Raw genomic sequence first — 15,707 nt, 5'->3', positions numbered from 1 at the left:
TCAGGCCCCTCTTACTGGGCTGCTGCGGCTTCAAGGGCCGCTTGGTAGTTGGAAATCAGATTGTCGACCGAAGCCGCGGTGATATCGGTGATCAGTGTGGACGACACCCCCAGAACCAGCGTTGCGATGGCAAGAATGCCCAGCATTGCGGATTCCCTGCCATCGACATCGGTGATCGTCTCCAGCTTGGGATTGGTCATCTCGCCAAACACGACATTGCGGTAGACGGTCAGCATGTACATGGCTGACAGGATGACGCCAGCGGCTGCGCCGGTAGCGATCCACCAGCTGACCTGATAGGCGCCGACCATGGTCATGATCTCGCCGACAAAGCCCGACGTACCCGGCAAGCCGACATTGGCCATGGTGAAGAGCGCGAAGAGCGCGGCATAAACCGGCATGCGGTGTACCAGACCACCATAGAAGGCAATCTCGCGTGTGTGCATGCGATCATAGATAACGCCGACACACAGGAAGAGCGCACCGGAGATGAAGCCGTGGGAGATCATCTGGAAGATCGCGCCCTGAACGCCGACGTCATTCATGGCGAACAGGCCCATGGTCACAAAACCCATGTGAGCAACTGACGAATAGGCAATCAGTTTCTTGATATCCGTCTGCCGGAACGCCACCAGCGAGGTATAGATGATGGCGATGATCGACAGGCCAAAGACCAGCGGCGCGAAATAATCGCTCGCATTGGGGAACATCGGCAGTGAGAAACGCAGGAAGCCGTAACCACCCATTTTCAGCAGCACGCCGGCCAGGATGACCGAGCCTGCCGTCGGCGCCTGTACGTGCGCGTCGGGCAGCCAGGTATGCACCGGCCACATCGGCATTTTCACCGCGAAGGACGCGAAGAAGGCGAGCCACAGCCAGGTCTGGACATCGATGTCGAACGGATGATCGAGCAGCGTAATGATGTTCGTCGTACCTGCATCCAAGAACATGTAGATCATAGCCACCAACATCAGCACCGAGCCGAACAGGGTGTAGAGGAAGAATTTGAAGGCCGCATAGACACGGTTCTGACCACCCCAGACACCGATGATGATGAACATCGGGATCAGGCCACCTTCGAAGAAGATGTAGAACAGAACCAGGTCCAGTGCCGTGAAGACGCCGATCATCAGCGTCTCCAGCAGCAGGAAGGCAATCATGTAGTCGGCGACGCGTTTCTTGATCGCACCGGACGCCAGGATACAGATCGGCATCAGGAATGTCGTCAGCATGACGAACAGGACCGAGATGCCGTCAACACCCATGCGGTAACCCAGGCCGATCTGCTCCAGCCAGGTGACCTCGTGGATCATCTGGAAGCCGGAGACCGACGGGTCGAACTCCCACAACATCAGGCAGGAAATGCCAAAGGTGATGAGCGTCGTCCACAGGGCCACGGCGCGGGAATTGCGATCCGTGATGTCCTGGTTTTCCGCCCGCGTCGTGAAACGCAGATAGGCAATCACCAGCGCGCCGAGCGTCGGCACAAAGGTGAGAACGGTAAGCAGGGATTCGATCTCGCCGAACATTCTAGTTGCCTCCTGCGCCGGCGACGATCCAGAGCGTGAAGCCCAGTACGCCGATCAGCATGACGAATGCGTAGTGATAGAGGAAGCCGGACTGAGCCTTGGCGATACGGCGTGCCGTGGCCATGGTCGTTGCGGCAAAACCATTGGGTCCGAAACCGTCGATGATGCGTACATCGCCGACCTTCCAGAACAAATCGCCCAGCCCTTTCGAGCCTTTCACGAAGACAAACTGATAGATCTCGTCGAAATACCATTTGTTGGACAGGAAAGCGTGGACAGGACCGCCATTGGCAGCGATGCGCGCACCAATGCCTTCCTTGACGATGTAGAACCAGACCGCCAGGCCGAAACCAAGCCAGGTCACGCCAAACGGCATCCACAACACCCAGGTCGGCGGATGGTGACCGTGATGACCTTCATCGCCATGGCTTTCATCCGCGTGCGTGTTGTCGGCATGAGCCGGAGCGGCATGGGTATCAGCTGCATGCTCCTCGGAGCTCGCTGCGTGATCGTCAGCCGCATGGCTGTCGCCCGCATAACCACCCGACGCATAGGCTTCAGCGTATTCGGGGTAATTGCCCTCGGCATAGGGGCCTGCCGGCAGGCTGTCGCCCCAGTATGCAAAGGCATCCTTGCCGACAAAGCTGTCCTTGAACAGGCCGCCCGCAAAGACAGCACCGATCGCCAGCAGGACCAGCGGGCCGGTCATGACCCAGCCACTGTCGTGGGCGTGCTCGTAGTCGGACTGCTTGCCACGGAATTTGCCGTGGAAGGTCATGAAGATCAGGCGCCAGGAATAGAAGCTGGTCAGCAGGGCTGCACCGATACCGATCCAGAAAGCACCCATTCCGAAGAACTTTCCTTCCTGGCCCATCATAAAGGCTTCCTCGATGATCATGTCCTTCGAGTAGAAACCGGCAAAGCCGATACCATCGAATTCCCAACCACCCAGGGTGAACGGCGGAATACCGACACCGGTCAACGCCAGCGTACCGATCAGCATCAGCACCCAGGTCATCGGCATCATCTTGTAGAGACCGCCCATCTTGCGCATGTCCTGCTCGTCATGCAGGCCGTGAATGACGGCGCCACATCCAAGGAACAGGAGCGCCTTGAAGAAAGCGTGCGTGAACAGGTGAAACATCGCTGCCGAGTAAAGGCCAAGGCCCGCGGCGAAGAACATGTAACCAAGCTGGGAACAGGTCGAATAGGCGACAACGCGCTTGATGTCGTTCTGGGCCAGGCCGATCGTTGCAGCAAAGATCGCCGTCGTCGCACCGATCACCGTGACAATGGCAGAGGCCATCGGTGCAGCTTCGTAGATCGGGAAAGCACGGCAGACCAGGAAGACACCGGCGGTGACCATGGTCGCAGCGTGGATAAGGGCGGAGACCGGCGTCGGGCCTTCCATTGCGTCCGGCAGCCAGACGTGCAGGAAGAACTGGGCCGACTTGCCCATCGCACCGATGAACAGGAGGAAGGCGATCAGCTCGATCGCGTTGAACTCCATACCGGCAAAGGCCAGCACCGTCTCGGAATGGTCGGCGACGTGGCTGAAAACGACGTCGAAATCCACTGATCCGAAGACGTGGAACAGCGCCATGATACCCAGGGCAAAGCCGAAATCACCGACACGGTTGGTGACGAAGGCCTTGATGGCGGCGTCGTTGGCGGACTTCTTCTTGTACCAGAAACCGATGAGCAGATAGGAGGCCAGGCCCACACCTTCCCAGCCGAAGAAGAGCTGAAGGAAGTTGTCGGAGGTCACCAGCATCAGCATGGCGAAGGTGAAGAGCGACAGATAGGAGAAGAAACGCGCGCGGTGCGGGTCGTGGGACATATAGCCCCAGGAATAGATGTGCACGAGCGCGGAGACCGTGTTGACGACGATCAGCATGGTCGCAGAGAGCGTGTCCAGCTTGATGTCCCAGGAGACATCGAAATTGCCGACACTCATCCACGTCGCCAGATGCAGGGTCGCCGTATGGCCGCCCAGGGCTACGTCGAAGAAAAGATACCAGGACAGCGCTGCAGCGAGCACGACAAAGAAGGTCGTGACGATCTGCGAGACGCGATGCCCGATGATATTGCCGAACAGGCCGGCGATGATGGACGCCAGGAGCGGTCCGAAGACAACGATGTAGGGTGCCATGTTTCCTAGCCCTTCATCAGGTTGACGCCCTCAACCGAGATATCACCCCGGTTGCGGAAGTAGACGACGAGGATGGCGAGCCCCACAGCGGCTTCGGCGGCAGCCACGGTCAGCACGAAGAGTGCGAAGACCTGGCCGGCGAGATCACCGAGGAAGCTGGAGAAAGCCACCAGATTGACGTTCACGGACAGAAGGATCAGCTCGACCGACATCAGGATGACGATGACGTTCTTGCGGTTCACGAAAATGCCGAAGACACCGATGGTGAACAGTATCGCGGCAACAGCCAGATAATGGCCCAGACCGACTTCCATCATTCTCCAATCCCCTGTCCCGGTTTGACGTTAACAAGCTCGACCGCGTCTTCGCGACGGCGACCGACCTGAGCGGAGACGCTCTGACGTTTCACATGCGGCTTGTGGCGCAGCGTCAGCACGATGGCACCAATCATGGCAACCAGCAGGACGAGGCCGGAAGCCTGGAAGAAATAGATGTAGTCGTCATACAGGATCATCCCGAGCGCCTCGACGTTGGAGACACCGTCCGGCATCACCGCAGCGCGCAGCGCCTCGGCCTGTTCGGAAGCGCGCCAGGTCAGGCCGATCATGGCCAGCTCGATGGCCAGGATCAGGGCGACGATGGCACCGAGCGGCGCGTATTCCAGGAAACCCTGTTTCAGCTCGGTGAAATCAACGTCAAGCATCATGACGACGAAGAGGAAGAGCACCGCGACCGCGCCGACATAGACAACGATCAGCAGCATGGCGAGGAATTCCGCGCCCAGCAGTACGAAAAGACCCGCTGCCGAGAAAAAGGCGAGGATCAGGAATAGTACAGACCTGACCGGGTTACGCGCGATGACGACCATCAAGGCCGAGACAATCGCGACACCGGAAAAGGCCCAGAAGGCCAGGGATGCGAGCATGGCGCCCTCTTCCATTCTCAAGTTTTACAATGCACCGACAGATCAGCGGTAAGGTGCATCAAGTTCCAGGTTCTTGGCGATTTCGCGTTCCCAACGGTCACCGTTTTCGAGCAGTTTCGCCTTATCGTAATAGAGTTCTTCGCGGGTCTCGGCCGCGAATTCGAAGTTCGGACCTTCCACCACTGCATCCACCGGGCACGCCTCCTGGCAGAAACCGCAATAGATGCATTTGGTCATGTCGATGTCGTAGCGCGTGGTGCGGCGGGAGCCGTCTTCACGCGGTTCGGCCTCGATGGTGATGGCCTGCGCCGGACAGATTGCCTCGCAGAGTTTGCAGGCAATGCAGCGCTCTTCGCCGTTGGCGTAGCGACGCAGAGCGTGCTGGCCACGGAAGCGCGGGCTGAGCGGACCCTTCTCGAAGGGATAGTTCAGCGTCGCCTTCTTCTTGAAGAAATAGCGCATGCCCAGTCCGAATGCGGACCAGAAATCCATCAGGAGCGCGCCACGGATAGCTTGAGAGATACGGCTCATCACAATCACCCTTGAGCGCCGTAGACGATGTAGGCGCCAACCACGGCAACCGCGACGAGAGAGGCCGGCAGGAAGATTTTCCAACCCAGGCGCATCAGCTGGTCATAGCGGTAACGCGGTACGAGAGCCTTCACCATGGCGAACATGAAGAAGAAGAAGACAACCTTGATGGCAAACCAGAAGAAGTACCACAGGCTGGAGACGAGATACGGCCAGCTGGACGTGTCGAGTTCGAACGGCGGGTTCCAGCCCCCGAAGAACAGGATCGTCGTCATGGCACACATCAGGACAATGTTGAGATACTCGCCGACCATGAAAAGCAGGTACGGGGTCGAGGAATACTCAACCTGGTAACCGGCCACGAGCTCGGATTCGGCCTCCGGCAGGTCAAACGGCGGACGGTTGGTCTCGGCCAGGGCCGAGATAAAGAAGATGATCGCCATCGGCAGCATGACGATGAACATCGGCCAGCCATCCTCGATCAGTGCGCGACCGGCGAGGAAGTTCCAGTTCCAGAAACCACCCGCCTGAGCCTCGATGATGTGCGTCAGGCTCATGGAGCCCGCGAACAGCAGCACAGTGACGATGATGAAGCCGATGGAAACCTCGTAGGAGACCATCTGTGCCGCCGAGCGCAGCGCGCCCAGGAAGGGGTATTTCGAGTTCGACGCCCAGCCACCGATGATGATGCCGTAGACACCCAGCGAGGACATGGCGAAGAGGTAGAGAATACCCACATTGATGTCGGAGATGACCCAGCCCGGAGCGACCGGCACGACAGCCCAGGTCACAAAGGCGAGGATCAGCGTGATCAGCGGCGCCAGCAGGTACATCGACCGGTCCGCGCCGGCCGGGACCACGATTTCCTTGAAGACGAACTTGAAGAAGTCGGCAAAGGACTGCAGCAGACCGAAGGCACCGACCACGTTCGGGCCCTTGCGCATCTGGACCGCGGCCCAGACCTTGCGGTCCATCAGCAAGAGGAAGGCCAGTGAGATCAGGAGGACGATCACGAAACCCAGGATCTGCAGCACGGCCATGCCGAACCCGCCCCAGACGCCAAATTGTGCAACAAAATCGCTCATCAGGGCTTACTCCGCTGCGACCTTGGCCGGTTCGGAACGCAGGGCGGAGCAGGCCGCCAGGGTTTCCGACGCACGGGCGATCGGGTTGGTGAAATAGAAGTTGGAGACAGCCGAGGTGAAGGCCTCGTCCGCGACATCGCCGGCCTCGCCAACAGCCTTGGCGTCGAAATCGGCAGCGCCTTCAGCGCCCGGCGCATGGTCGATACCGGCGAAGACCGGATGGTCCTCGAACAGTTTCATGCGCAGCTGTTCCAGATTGTCGTACGGCAGCGTCTTGCCGAGGCGCTCGGACAGTGCCCGGAAGATGGCCCAGTTCTCTTTCGCTTCGCCTTTCGGGAAGACGGAACGCGAAGCCAGCTGAACACGACCCTCGGTGTTGACGAAAATACCGTCCTGTTCGGTCCAGGCGGCGCCCGGCAGGATCAGGTCGGCGCGGTGTGCGCCATTATCGCCGTGCGAACCGACATAGATCACAAAGGCATCGCCAAAGCTGGACATGTCCAGCTCGTCAGCGCCCAGCAGGACAACCGTGTCCAGCGCCGTGGACTGCATGCCCGCCACGTCATGACCGCCCTCGCCCGGCAGGAAGCCGAGATCGAGACCGCCGACACGCGATGCAGCCGTGTGCAGCACGTTGAAACCATTCCAGTCTTCGCTGATCGCGCCGACCGCAGCCGCCAGATCGCCCGCTGCATTGAGCACCTGGGCGCCATCACCGCGGGTCAGAGCGCCAGAGCCGACAATGATCATCGGGCGTTTGGCGTCTTTCAGCGTCTTGATGAAGCCGGAGCGCTTTTTCTTGAGACCGGCCAGATCCTTGGCGCTTTCGCCGACATGCTCGTATTCATACGTCAGATCAACAGCTTCACCGATAACACCGACCTTGGTGTCATTGTTCAGCCAGGTCTTGCGGATACGGGCATTGATGATCGCGGCCTCAACCCGCGGATTGGTGCCAACCAGCAGGATGGCGTCCGCGTCCTCGATACCGGCGATCGTGGAATTGAAGAGATAGTCCTGACGGGCACCGCCACCGATCTTGGCGCCGTCCTGGCGACAATCGATGGAGGCAACACCAAGCGCATCAGCGAGGTCCTTGACGGCCTTGAGCTCTTCAACAGAGTTCATGTCGCCGGCAACAACACCGATCTTGGACGCGTCACCGCCCAGCTTTTCAGCGGCGATGCCCAGAGCCTCGGTCCAGTCAGACGGACGCAGCTTGCCGTTTTCACGCACATACGGGCGATCCAGACGCTGTTTGCCCAGGCCTTCCCAGGCGTAACGCGTCTTGTCGGAGATCCATTCCTCGTTCACGCCCTCATGGACGCGCGGCAGGATGCGAAGAACCGCCGGGCCGCGATTGTCGACGCGGATATTCGAGCCAACCGCGTCCATCACGTCGATTGTCTCGGTCTTTTTCAGCTCCCACGGACGCGCGTTGAACGCGTACGGCTTGGATGTCAGCGCGCCAACCGGGCACAGATCGATGACATTGCCGGACAGTTCGCTCTCGACCGCGCTTTCCAGATAGGTCGTGATTTCAGCATCTTCACCGCGACCGATCATGCCGATCTCCGGCGAACCCGCCACTTCGGTGACGAAGCGGACACAGCGCGTACACTGGATACAGCGGGTCATCTCGGTGGAGATGATCGGACCCATTTCCTTGTCTTCAACCGCGCGCTTGTTCTCCGGGAAACGGGAACCGGTACGGCCATAGGCCAGGGCCTGGTCCTGCAGGTCACACTCACCGCCCTGGTCACAGATCGGGCAATCCAGCGGGTGGTTGATCAGGAGGAACTCCATCACACCTTCGCGGGCCTTCTTGACCATCGGGGACAGCGTATTCATCGCCGGCGGCTCACCATTGGGGCCACCGCGCATGTCTTTCACCTGCATCGCACAGGACGCAGCCGGTTTCGGCGCACCGACCAGCTCAACGAGGCACATGCGGCAATTGCCCGCCACGGACAGGCGCTCGTGATAACAGAAGCGCGGAATCTCGCGCCCTGCCTCTTCAGCCGCCTGCAACAGCGTGTAGGAATTCGGTACTTCGATTTCCTCGCCATCGACGATAATTTTGCGGAGATCTTCGCTCATGGCCTAGTCTTTCGCCTTCAACAGGGTCGAGAGTTCCTCGATCGTATTCTGCACTTTGAATTCGCCGGCATAGGACGCATTGGGCAGACAGGTGACGACGCTGCCGCCCTTGTCGTGCTCCCGGATGGTCGCAATGGTGTCGACGCGCAGCAGCATCTTCTCACCCTTGTGGGACATCACCGGAATAAACCGCGGATTGCCGAAGAAAGTCATCTCCATCACTCCGCTGCGACCGACTGGCTGACGAAGACAGGTTTGCCTTCGCGGTAATTGTTGATCCGCTCTTCAATCTCGTGACGGAAGTGGCGAATGAGACCCTGGACCGGCCATGCAGCCGCATCACCCAGGGCACAGATCGTGTGACCTTCTACCTGGCCGGCGACGTCGAGCAGCATGTCGATCTCTTCGATCGTGGACTCGCCTGCCGCCATGCGGGTCAGGACGCGCCACATCCAGCCGGTGCCTTCGCGGCACGGCGTACACTGGCCGCAGCTCTCGTGACGGTAGAAGTAGGAAATCCGGGCAATCGCCTTCACCACGTCGGTGGACTTGTCCATGACGATGACGGCAGCCGTACCCAGACCGGACTTGTGCGCGGAAAGCGCATCGAAATCCATCAGCACGTCGTCGCAGATATCCTTGGGCAGCAGGGAAACCGAGGAACCACCAGGAATGACGGCCTTGAGATTGTCCCAGCCCCCGCGAACACCGCCGGCATGTGTCTCGATGAGCGTTTTCATCGGGATCGACATGGCTTCTTCGACGTTACAGGGATTGTTCACATGACCCGAGATCGAGAAGATCTTGGTGCCGACATTGCGCTCACGACCGAAGCTGGAGAACCATTCCGCGCCGCGACGCAGGATGGTGCCGGCAACCGCGATCGACTCGACATTGTTCACCGTGGTCGGGCAGCCATAAAGGCCGGCATTGGCCGGGAATGGCGGCTTCAGGCGCGGTTGGCCCTTCTTGCCTTCCAGGCTTTCCAGCAGCGCCGTTTCCTCGCCACAGATATACGCACCAGCCCCGTGGTGGATATAGACGTGGAACGGCCAGCCATTGGTGTTCTTCTCGCCGATCAGCTTGGCCTCATAGGCCTCCTTGACGGCTTTTTCGAGCGCCAGGCGCTCGGTGACGTACTCGCCACGCAGATAGATGTAACAAGCGTGCGCCTGCATCGCGAAGGAGGCGATCATGCAGCCTTCGATCAGGAGGTGCGGATCATGACGCATGATCTCGCGGTCCTTACACGTGCCCGGCTCTGATTCGTCGGCATTGACGACGAGATAATGCGGACGCGCGCCCACTTCCTGCGGCATGAAGGACCATTTCAGGCCGGTCGGGAAACCGGCGCCACCGCGGCCACGCAGGCCGGAGGCTTTCATCTGGTCGATGATCCAGTGACGGCCCTGTTCAAGGATGTCCTTGGTGCCATTCCATGCGCCACGCTGTTTGGCAGCCTCCAGCCCCGGGCTGTGATGACCAAACAGGTTGGTGAAGATACGATCTTTATCCTGGAGAAGCTCTACCATGATCAGCCCTCCGCCTTCTCTGTGTTCGGCAGCTTGATCTTCTTGGCCTTTGAACCGTCATAGAGGCTCGGATCAGACAGAACAGACGTGCCGTGCGGCTCGGACGCGTTGCGCTCGGATTGCGGGCCGTACTCGACCTTGTTTCCGGCGGCCAGATCGTCGAGCAGTTTCTCGAATTTCTCGGCGTCGAGATCCTCGATGTAATGGTCACCCTCGCCATTGGCGAGCTGGATCATCGGGGCGTTGGCGCAGGCGCCCATGCATTCGACCTCAACCCAGGTGAACTTGCCGTCTTCGGAAATCTCGTGCTGCTTGCCGATCCGGTTCTTGCAGATCTTGATCAGCTCGTCAGAGCCACGCAGCATGCACGGTGTCGTGCCACAGACCTGGACCAGATGCTCACCGACCGGGGCCAGGTTGAACATGGTGTAGAAGGTCGCGACTTCGTAGACGCGGATATAGGGCATATCCAGACGCGAGGCGATTTCGCGGATTGCCGGTTCGGACACCCAGCTTTCCTGCTTCTGCGCGATCCACAGCATCGGGATGACGGCAGAGGCCTTTTTCTCTTCCGGGTACTTGCCCAGCCAGAACTTGATCTCGTCTTCGCTCTTCTTGTTGAAGGCGAAGCTATCCGGCTGCTCTTTTGCGAGACGGCGAACGCTCATCGGTCGATCTCCCCGAACACGACGTCCAGTGAACCAATAATGGCGGATACGTCAGCGAGCATGTGCCCGCGATTGAGGTGGTCCATGGCGGACAGGTGGGCAAAGCCCGGCGCGCGGATCTTCACGCGATACGGCTTGTTGGTACCGTCGGCCACGAGATAGACGCCAAACTCGCCCTTGGGCGCTTCCACACAGGCATAGACCTCGCCCGCATCGACATGCACACCCTCGGTGTAGAGCTTGAAGTGCTGGATCAGGGCTTCCATGGACTGTTTCATCTCGGCGCGACGTGGCGGAGAATGTTTGGAATCGGTGGCCAGCACCTCACCCTGGTTCTCGTCCTGCATCAGCCAGTCACAGCACTGGATCATGATCTTAACGGACTCGCGCATCTCCTCCATGCGGCAGAGATAGCGGTCATAACAATCGCCATTCTTGCCAACCGGGATGTTGAACTCGAGCTCGTCGTAAACTTCATACGGTTGCGCGCGGCGCAGGTCCCAGGCCATGCCGGAACCGCGCACCATCACGCCGGAGAAACCCCATTCCAGGGCCTCTTCCTTGGAGACGATACCGATATCGGCATTGCGCTGTTTGAAGATGCGGTTTTCCGTCAGCAGGCTGTCGATATCGTCCAGCGCCTTGGGAAAATCATCACACCACTGGCGGATGTCCGCGAGCAGTTGCGGCGGCAGGTCCTGGTGGACACCGCCAACGCGGAAATAATGCGCGTGCATACGAGCACCACAGGCGCGCTCGTAGAAGATCATCAGCTTCTCACGCTCTTCAAAACCCCAGAGCGGCGGCGTCAGCGCGCCCACATCCATGGCCTGGGTGGTGACGTTGAGAAGATGGTTCAGGATCCGGCCGATTTCCGAATAGAGCACGCGGATATACTGGCCACGGCGCGGCACGGTGACACCAGCCAGACGCTCTGCAGCCATGCAGAAAGCGTGCTCCTGGTTCATCGGCGCGACATAGTCGAGACGGTCGAAATAGCCGATACCCTGGAGATAGGTCTTGTGCTCGAGCAGTTTCTCGGTACCGCGGTGCAAGAGGCCGATATGCGGGTCAACGCGTTCGACAACCTCGCCGTCCAGCTCCAGCACGAGGCGCAGAACACCGTGTGCCGCCGGGTGCTGGGGACCGAAATTGATCGTGAAGTTACGTTCGGAGGTTTGCGCCTGATCATCAGCCATGATTTAACCCTCCGCCTTCTCGTCGCCCGGGAGCACGTATTTCGCGCCTTCCCACGGGCTCATGAAATCAAAGTCGCGATATTCCTGGACCAGTTCGACCGGCTCATAGACGACGCGTTTTTCTTCTTCATCCCAGCGCACCTCGACATAACCCGTCAGCGGGAAGTCCTTGCGCAGCGGATAACCCTCGAAACCATAGTCCGTCAGCAGACGGCGCAGGTCCGGGTGGTTGGAGAATGTGATGCCATACATGTCGAAGGCTTCACGCTCGAACCAGTTGGCGACCGGGAACAAGTCGCAGATCGAGGCGACCGGGGTCTCCTCGTCGACGTAGAGTTTCACGCGGATACGCTGGTTCTGCTGCATGGACAGCATGTGATAGACGACCTCGAAACGCTCGGCGCGTTGCGGATAGTCGACACCACAGATGTCGATCAGCGTGGTGAACCGGCAGGTCGGGTCATCGCGCAGGAAACGGATGACGTCCTCGATACGGTCGTCGTGGATCTCAACCGTCAGCTCGCCGTGGGCGATTGACCAGTTGGTCACAGCCGTCTCCTGAGAGGCGGCGATGTGTTCACCCAGCGTTTTGAGAGCTTCGCTCATTCATCTCTCCTGGTGCGCGGATCAGCGCTCGATCGAGCCTTCGCGGCGGATTTTCTTCTGCAGCTGCAGGATGCCGTAAACCAGCGCCTCGGCTGTCGGCGGACAACCCGGCACATAGACATCTACCGGCACGATGCGGTCACACCCGCGAACGACCGAATATGAATAGTGGTAATACCCACCCCCATTGGCACAGGACCCCATGGAGATGACGTAGCGCGGCTCGGGCATCTGGTCGTAGACCTTGCGCAGGGCCGGAGCCATCTTGTTGGTCAGCGTGCCGGCCACGATCATCACGTCGGACTGGCGCGGGGATGCACGCGGAGCAAACCCGAAACGCTCGACGTCGTAACGCGGCATGGAGGCCTGCATCATTTCAACGGCGCAACAGGCCAGACCAAAGGTCATCCACATCAGCGAGCCGGTGCGCGCCCAGGTGACGAGATCGTCGGCAGCCGCAACGACGAACCCCTTGTCAGCGAGGGCGTCGGACACGCCATCAAAGAAGGGATCGTGTTTCTTCGGGTCATAGTGCGGGACGGCAGCGCGTCCGGCCATGCCATTCGGGGTGAGATCAGAGGCCATGACTTACTCCCAGTCCAACGCGCCTTTTTTCAGCTCGTAAACGAAGCCGATGGTCAGCACGCCGAGGAAAACCATCATCGACCAGAACTCGAACTCGCCGAGGTGTTCCCGCAGGGTGACCGCCCATGGGAAGAGGAAGGCGACTTCCAGGTCGAAGATGATGAAAAGGATTGCCACCAGGTAGAAGCGGACATCGAACTTCATCCGCGCATCGTCGAATGCTTCAAAGCCACATTCATAGGTGGAGACTTTTTCCGGGTCCGGCTTTGACGGTGCGATCACGAAGGCCGCAAGCATGAAACCAATCCCGATAACGGCAGCAATGCCGAAGAAGATGAGGATCGGAAGGTAGTCGAGAAGAAGCGTGTCCATGGTCAGCACTCGCCGGGTCCGAATTTCAGCTCTCGGGCGAAGATCTGGAACACTGGCGTGACCCGCGGGGAGCGAATCAAAAACGCCAAAGGGAGCCCCCGCCCGAATTTTGCCGGAAGCTAGATCGCACCGGCGCTTCGGGCAAGGGCAAAACACCGCCGGAGTTCAGTTCTGTACCGCTTTATCCGCAAAGAGGTTTCCAGTTGCGAACAGGTCGCAGAAAACGGGCTATTTTGCGGTGATCCCGAGTACGGATTTCCAGAAATTCACACGCAAAAAGGGCGAGCGCAGCGAAAACGCGCGGTCCGGGAAGATATGCCAGGGCTTGTACCCCCATTCCCGAATCTGTTGCCGTGCCTGGTCACCAAGGCCAGCCGCATAGGCAGCAGCGATGGCAGCGCGCCGAGAACACCAGGAAGAGCGCGAGCGACGGAACTCGGCCAGCGCACGCCCCTCGATAGCGCCGACGTGCTGGAAAACTGCGCGCAAGCGCACGAATTCCCGCAATCGGGCCACACTATCGAGGGACAGCACGAGCACCCCGAGCACAGCCAGGACAGACAGCCAGAGAAACGGGCTGGCTAGGGCGATAATCAGCGAACTGCCCAGCAGAAGCAGGGGCGGCCAGGTCGCGCGAAGCGACCAGAGCTGGAAATCGAGAAAAGCCTTGGATGTACGCATGCGCCGAGCTTTTCCGCTTCACCGGCAAACAGATAGAGGGACGTGCACGCTGAGCGTCCCCTTGCCTCTTTGCACCGGCCCAGACTCGTGCCGATCTGTCAGCGTGAAGGAAAAACGGGGATTGTTATGCTGGCTGATTACTACGGCGTTATAGGCTTCGCGCTGATCGCCGTCCTTTTTTCGTATCTGGTGGACCACAGCCCCCTGAAAGCCCGCACCCTGTCCGCTCGCATGGACCGCTACAGGTCACACTGGATGAGCGCGATGGCGGCACGGGAAGTCCGCATCGTCGACAGCCAGATCATCAGCGGCTTGCAGAACGGTATCGCTTTTTTCGCCTCAACCGCGCTGCTGGGAATAGGTGCGGCCTTTACCCTTCTCACTGCCCTGGACAATGTCATGGCCGCCGTCCGCGACATCCCGGCGCTTGCTGTCGGGTCTCGAACCCAATGGGAAGTCATGAGCATCGGCCTTCTGGTGATCTATGCCTATGCCTTCTTCAAATTCGGCTGGGCCTATCGCCTGATCAACTACTGCGCCGTCCTTTTGGGCTCGACGCGGGATGTGGAACGTGGTGACAGCCCCGGCGCGCAATGCCTGAGACAGGCCGAGCTGGCCGGCGAGATGAATGTACTCGCTGGCCGCCAGTTCAATCGAGGACTGCGTGCGCTCTTTCTCTCCATCGGCTATCTCGCCTGGATCGCTGGCCCTCTCGCCCAGATCCTGGCCACGGCAGCGATCGCCAGCCTGCTGGCCTATCGCCAGTTCTACAGCCCGGCGCTGGACCTTTTGAAAAATTGACAACCTGCCCTTGCCGGAAAAAAGTGAACGCTGTTCGCTACGGGAGGCAGACATGGCTGAAGCTGTGACACCGCAAGACCTGGAGATCTCGCCACGCAATCTGAAATTCGCGCGGGAGAGCAAAGCCGAGCGTTGGTGGGCAGGCGGCGATCCGATTTCGACAGCCTGGTACAATGCCCTCTCCGTCACCTTCCCGGCTGGCGAGACATTCTTCATCGAGAGTGTGCGGCGCTTTGAAAAACAGGTTCCCGAACAGCTGGCGCTTCAGATCAAGGCCTTCGTCAAACAGGAGGCTTTCCACACCCGCGAACACAATGCCTTCAACGCCCGCGTCAAGGAGGCCGGATACGATATCGGCCACATGGAGGCGGAGGTTCAGGCCCGTCTCGACCAGGCACGCGAAACGCATCCGGTCGTTCAACTCGGCCTCACGACGGCGCTGGAACATTTCACAGCCATTTTTGCTCATTCTGCGCTGAAACAGCCCGAATTGCTCAACGGTGCCGACAGGGAAGCCCAGCGCATGTGGGGCTGGCACGCCATTGAAGAGATTGAGCACAAGGCCGTCGCCTTCGACATATATCGCCATGCCACGCGGGACGTGCCGAAGTTCAAGCGCTGGATGATCCGCTCGATGACCTTCCTCAATGTCTCCCGCAATTTCATCACCGGCCGCTGGCGCGAAGCTCTGGATTTGCTCGAACAGGACGGGATAATCGGCTTCAAGGCCCGCTGGAAACTGGCCTGGCTCCTGTGGGGCAAACCGGGGCTGGTACGGCGCGTATTCCTGGCCTGGCTGGCCTATTTTCGGCCCGGATTTCATCCCTGGCAGGTCGATGATCGCGCACTCATCGCAGACGCCCAGCAACGCCTAGACCTCGTCTGACGCCAAAATGGCTGGCCCCGCCCCCCCATTCGTTTTATCTCTTTGAGCCACATCG

General features: G+C 59.6%; 17 protein-coding genes. 2 read left to right on the top strand and 15 right to left on the bottom strand.

Features of this window, described 5'->3' with window-relative positions; translation table 11 throughout:
* Nucleotides 1-11: 11 nt before the first annotated feature.
* The 15 genes from SIC17_RS15890 to SIC17_RS15820 all read right to left on the bottom strand — a co-directional run bounded on the left by SIC17_RS15890 (nucleotide 12) and on the right by SIC17_RS15820 (nucleotide 13,965).
* The gene (locus SIC17_RS15890; RefSeq protein WP_291896003.1) at nucleotides 12-1,529 is read right to left on the bottom strand and encodes an NADH-quinone oxidoreductase subunit M; all 1,518 of its coding nucleotides are present in this window, start codon (nucleotides 1,527-1,529) and stop codon (nucleotides 12-14) included.
* A 1-nt stretch (nucleotide 1,530) separates the two neighbouring features.
* Complete coding sequence (gene nuoL, locus SIC17_RS15885) at nucleotides 1,531-3,681, bottom strand: NADH-quinone oxidoreductase subunit L (protein WP_412545977.1); 2,151 nt, start codon at nucleotides 3,679-3,681, stop codon at nucleotides 1,531-1,533.
* Nucleotides 3,682-3,686: 5 nt separating this feature from the next.
* Entirely contained in the window at nucleotides 3,687-3,995 is a 309-nt protein-coding gene (gene nuoK / locus SIC17_RS15880) for an NADH-quinone oxidoreductase subunit NuoK (RefSeq protein WP_300866700.1), read from the bottom strand.
* Complete coding sequence (locus SIC17_RS15875) at nucleotides 3,995-4,606, bottom strand: NADH-quinone oxidoreductase subunit J (RefSeq protein WP_412545976.1); 612 nt, start codon at nucleotides 4,604-4,606, stop codon at nucleotides 3,995-3,997. Before SIC17_RS15875 ends, nuoK begins: the two co-directional genes overlap by 1 nt.
* 42 nt (nucleotides 4,607-4,648) lie before the next feature.
* Nucleotides 4,649-5,137 carry an NADH-quinone oxidoreductase subunit NuoI gene (gene nuoI / locus SIC17_RS15870; protein ID WP_291898774.1) on the bottom strand — a complete coding sequence of 163 codons (489 nt, stop codon included), beginning with the start codon at nucleotides 5,135-5,137 and terminating at the stop codon, nucleotides 4,649-4,651.
* A gap of 5 nt (nucleotides 5,138-5,142) precedes the next feature.
* Nucleotides 5,143-6,222 (bottom strand): NADH-quinone oxidoreductase subunit NuoH, encoded by a 1,080-nt coding sequence (nuoH, locus tag SIC17_RS15865; protein ID WP_291896015.1) that lies wholly within the window; start codon nucleotides 6,220-6,222, stop codon nucleotides 5,143-5,145.
* A gap of 6 nt (nucleotides 6,223-6,228) precedes the next feature.
* Nucleotides 6,229-8,322, bottom strand: a complete 2,094-nt coding sequence (gene nuoG, locus SIC17_RS15860) for an NADH-quinone oxidoreductase subunit NuoG (RefSeq protein ID WP_412545975.1) — start codon at nucleotides 8,320-8,322, stop codon at nucleotides 6,229-6,231.
* Nucleotides 8,323-8,325: 3 nt separating this feature from the next.
* Nucleotides 8,326-8,535: a hypothetical protein gene (locus SIC17_RS15855; RefSeq protein WP_291896020.1), complete on the bottom strand. Its 210-nt coding sequence runs from the start codon at nucleotides 8,533-8,535 to the stop codon at nucleotides 8,326-8,328.
* Between the two features lie 5 nt (nucleotides 8,536-8,540).
* Entirely contained in the window at nucleotides 8,541-9,854 is a 1,314-nt protein-coding gene (nuoF, locus tag SIC17_RS15850; RefSeq protein WP_291896022.1) for an NADH-quinone oxidoreductase subunit NuoF, read from the bottom strand.
* Nucleotides 9,855-9,856: 2 nt separating this feature from the next.
* The gene (nuoE, locus tag SIC17_RS15845; protein WP_412545974.1) at nucleotides 9,857-10,522 is read right to left on the bottom strand and encodes an NADH-quinone oxidoreductase subunit NuoE; all 666 of its coding nucleotides are present in this window, start codon (nucleotides 10,520-10,522) and stop codon (nucleotides 9,857-9,859) included.
* Complete coding sequence (locus SIC17_RS15840) at nucleotides 10,519-11,721, bottom strand: NADH-quinone oxidoreductase subunit D (protein ID WP_291896026.1); 1,203 nt, start codon at nucleotides 11,719-11,721, stop codon at nucleotides 10,519-10,521. The genes nuoE and SIC17_RS15840 overlap by 4 nt, the downstream gene beginning before the upstream one ends.
* A gap of 3 nt (nucleotides 11,722-11,724) precedes the next feature.
* The gene (locus SIC17_RS15835; protein ID WP_412545973.1) at nucleotides 11,725-12,327 is read right to left on the bottom strand and encodes an NADH-quinone oxidoreductase subunit C; all 603 of its coding nucleotides are present in this window, start codon (nucleotides 12,325-12,327) and stop codon (nucleotides 11,725-11,727) included.
* 21 nt (nucleotides 12,328-12,348) lie between these two features.
* Complete coding sequence (locus SIC17_RS15830; protein WP_291896030.1) at nucleotides 12,349-12,912, bottom strand: NuoB/complex I 20 kDa subunit family protein; 564 nt, start codon at nucleotides 12,910-12,912, stop codon at nucleotides 12,349-12,351.
* A 3-nt stretch (nucleotides 12,913-12,915) separates the two neighbouring features.
* Entirely contained in the window at nucleotides 12,916-13,284 is a 369-nt protein-coding gene (locus SIC17_RS15825; protein ID WP_291896032.1) for an NADH-quinone oxidoreductase subunit A, read from the bottom strand.
* A 228-nt stretch (nucleotides 13,285-13,512) separates the two neighbouring features.
* Nucleotides 13,513-13,965 (bottom strand): hypothetical protein, encoded by a 453-nt coding sequence (locus tag SIC17_RS15820; protein WP_291896033.1) that lies wholly within the window; start codon nucleotides 13,963-13,965, stop codon nucleotides 13,513-13,515.
* Nucleotides 13,966-14,091: 126 nt separating this feature from the next.
* Here SIC17_RS15820 and SIC17_RS15815 point away from each other — a divergent pair, with 126 nt between their 5' ends.
* Together SIC17_RS15815 and SIC17_RS15810 are read left to right on the top strand one after the other, a co-directional pair.
* A complete protein-coding gene (locus SIC17_RS15815; RefSeq protein WP_412545972.1) occupies nucleotides 14,092-14,766 on the top strand; it encodes a DUF599 domain-containing protein in 675 nt (224 codons plus the stop codon).
* Nucleotides 14,767-14,818: 52 nt separating this feature from the next.
* Nucleotides 14,819-15,652 carry a metal-dependent hydrolase gene (locus SIC17_RS15810; protein ID WP_412545971.1) on the top strand — a complete coding sequence of 278 codons (834 nt, stop codon included), beginning with the start codon at nucleotides 14,819-14,821 and terminating at the stop codon, nucleotides 15,650-15,652.
* Nucleotides 15,653-15,707 lie beyond the last annotated feature (55 nt).

Source organism: Maricaulis sp. MIT060901 (assembly GCF_047123815.1).
Taxonomy (GTDB): Bacteria; Pseudomonadota; Alphaproteobacteria; order Caulobacterales; family Maricaulaceae; genus Maricaulis.
Note: the sequence above shows the minus strand (reverse complement) of the source record. Positions and strands in the feature narration are given on the sequence as shown.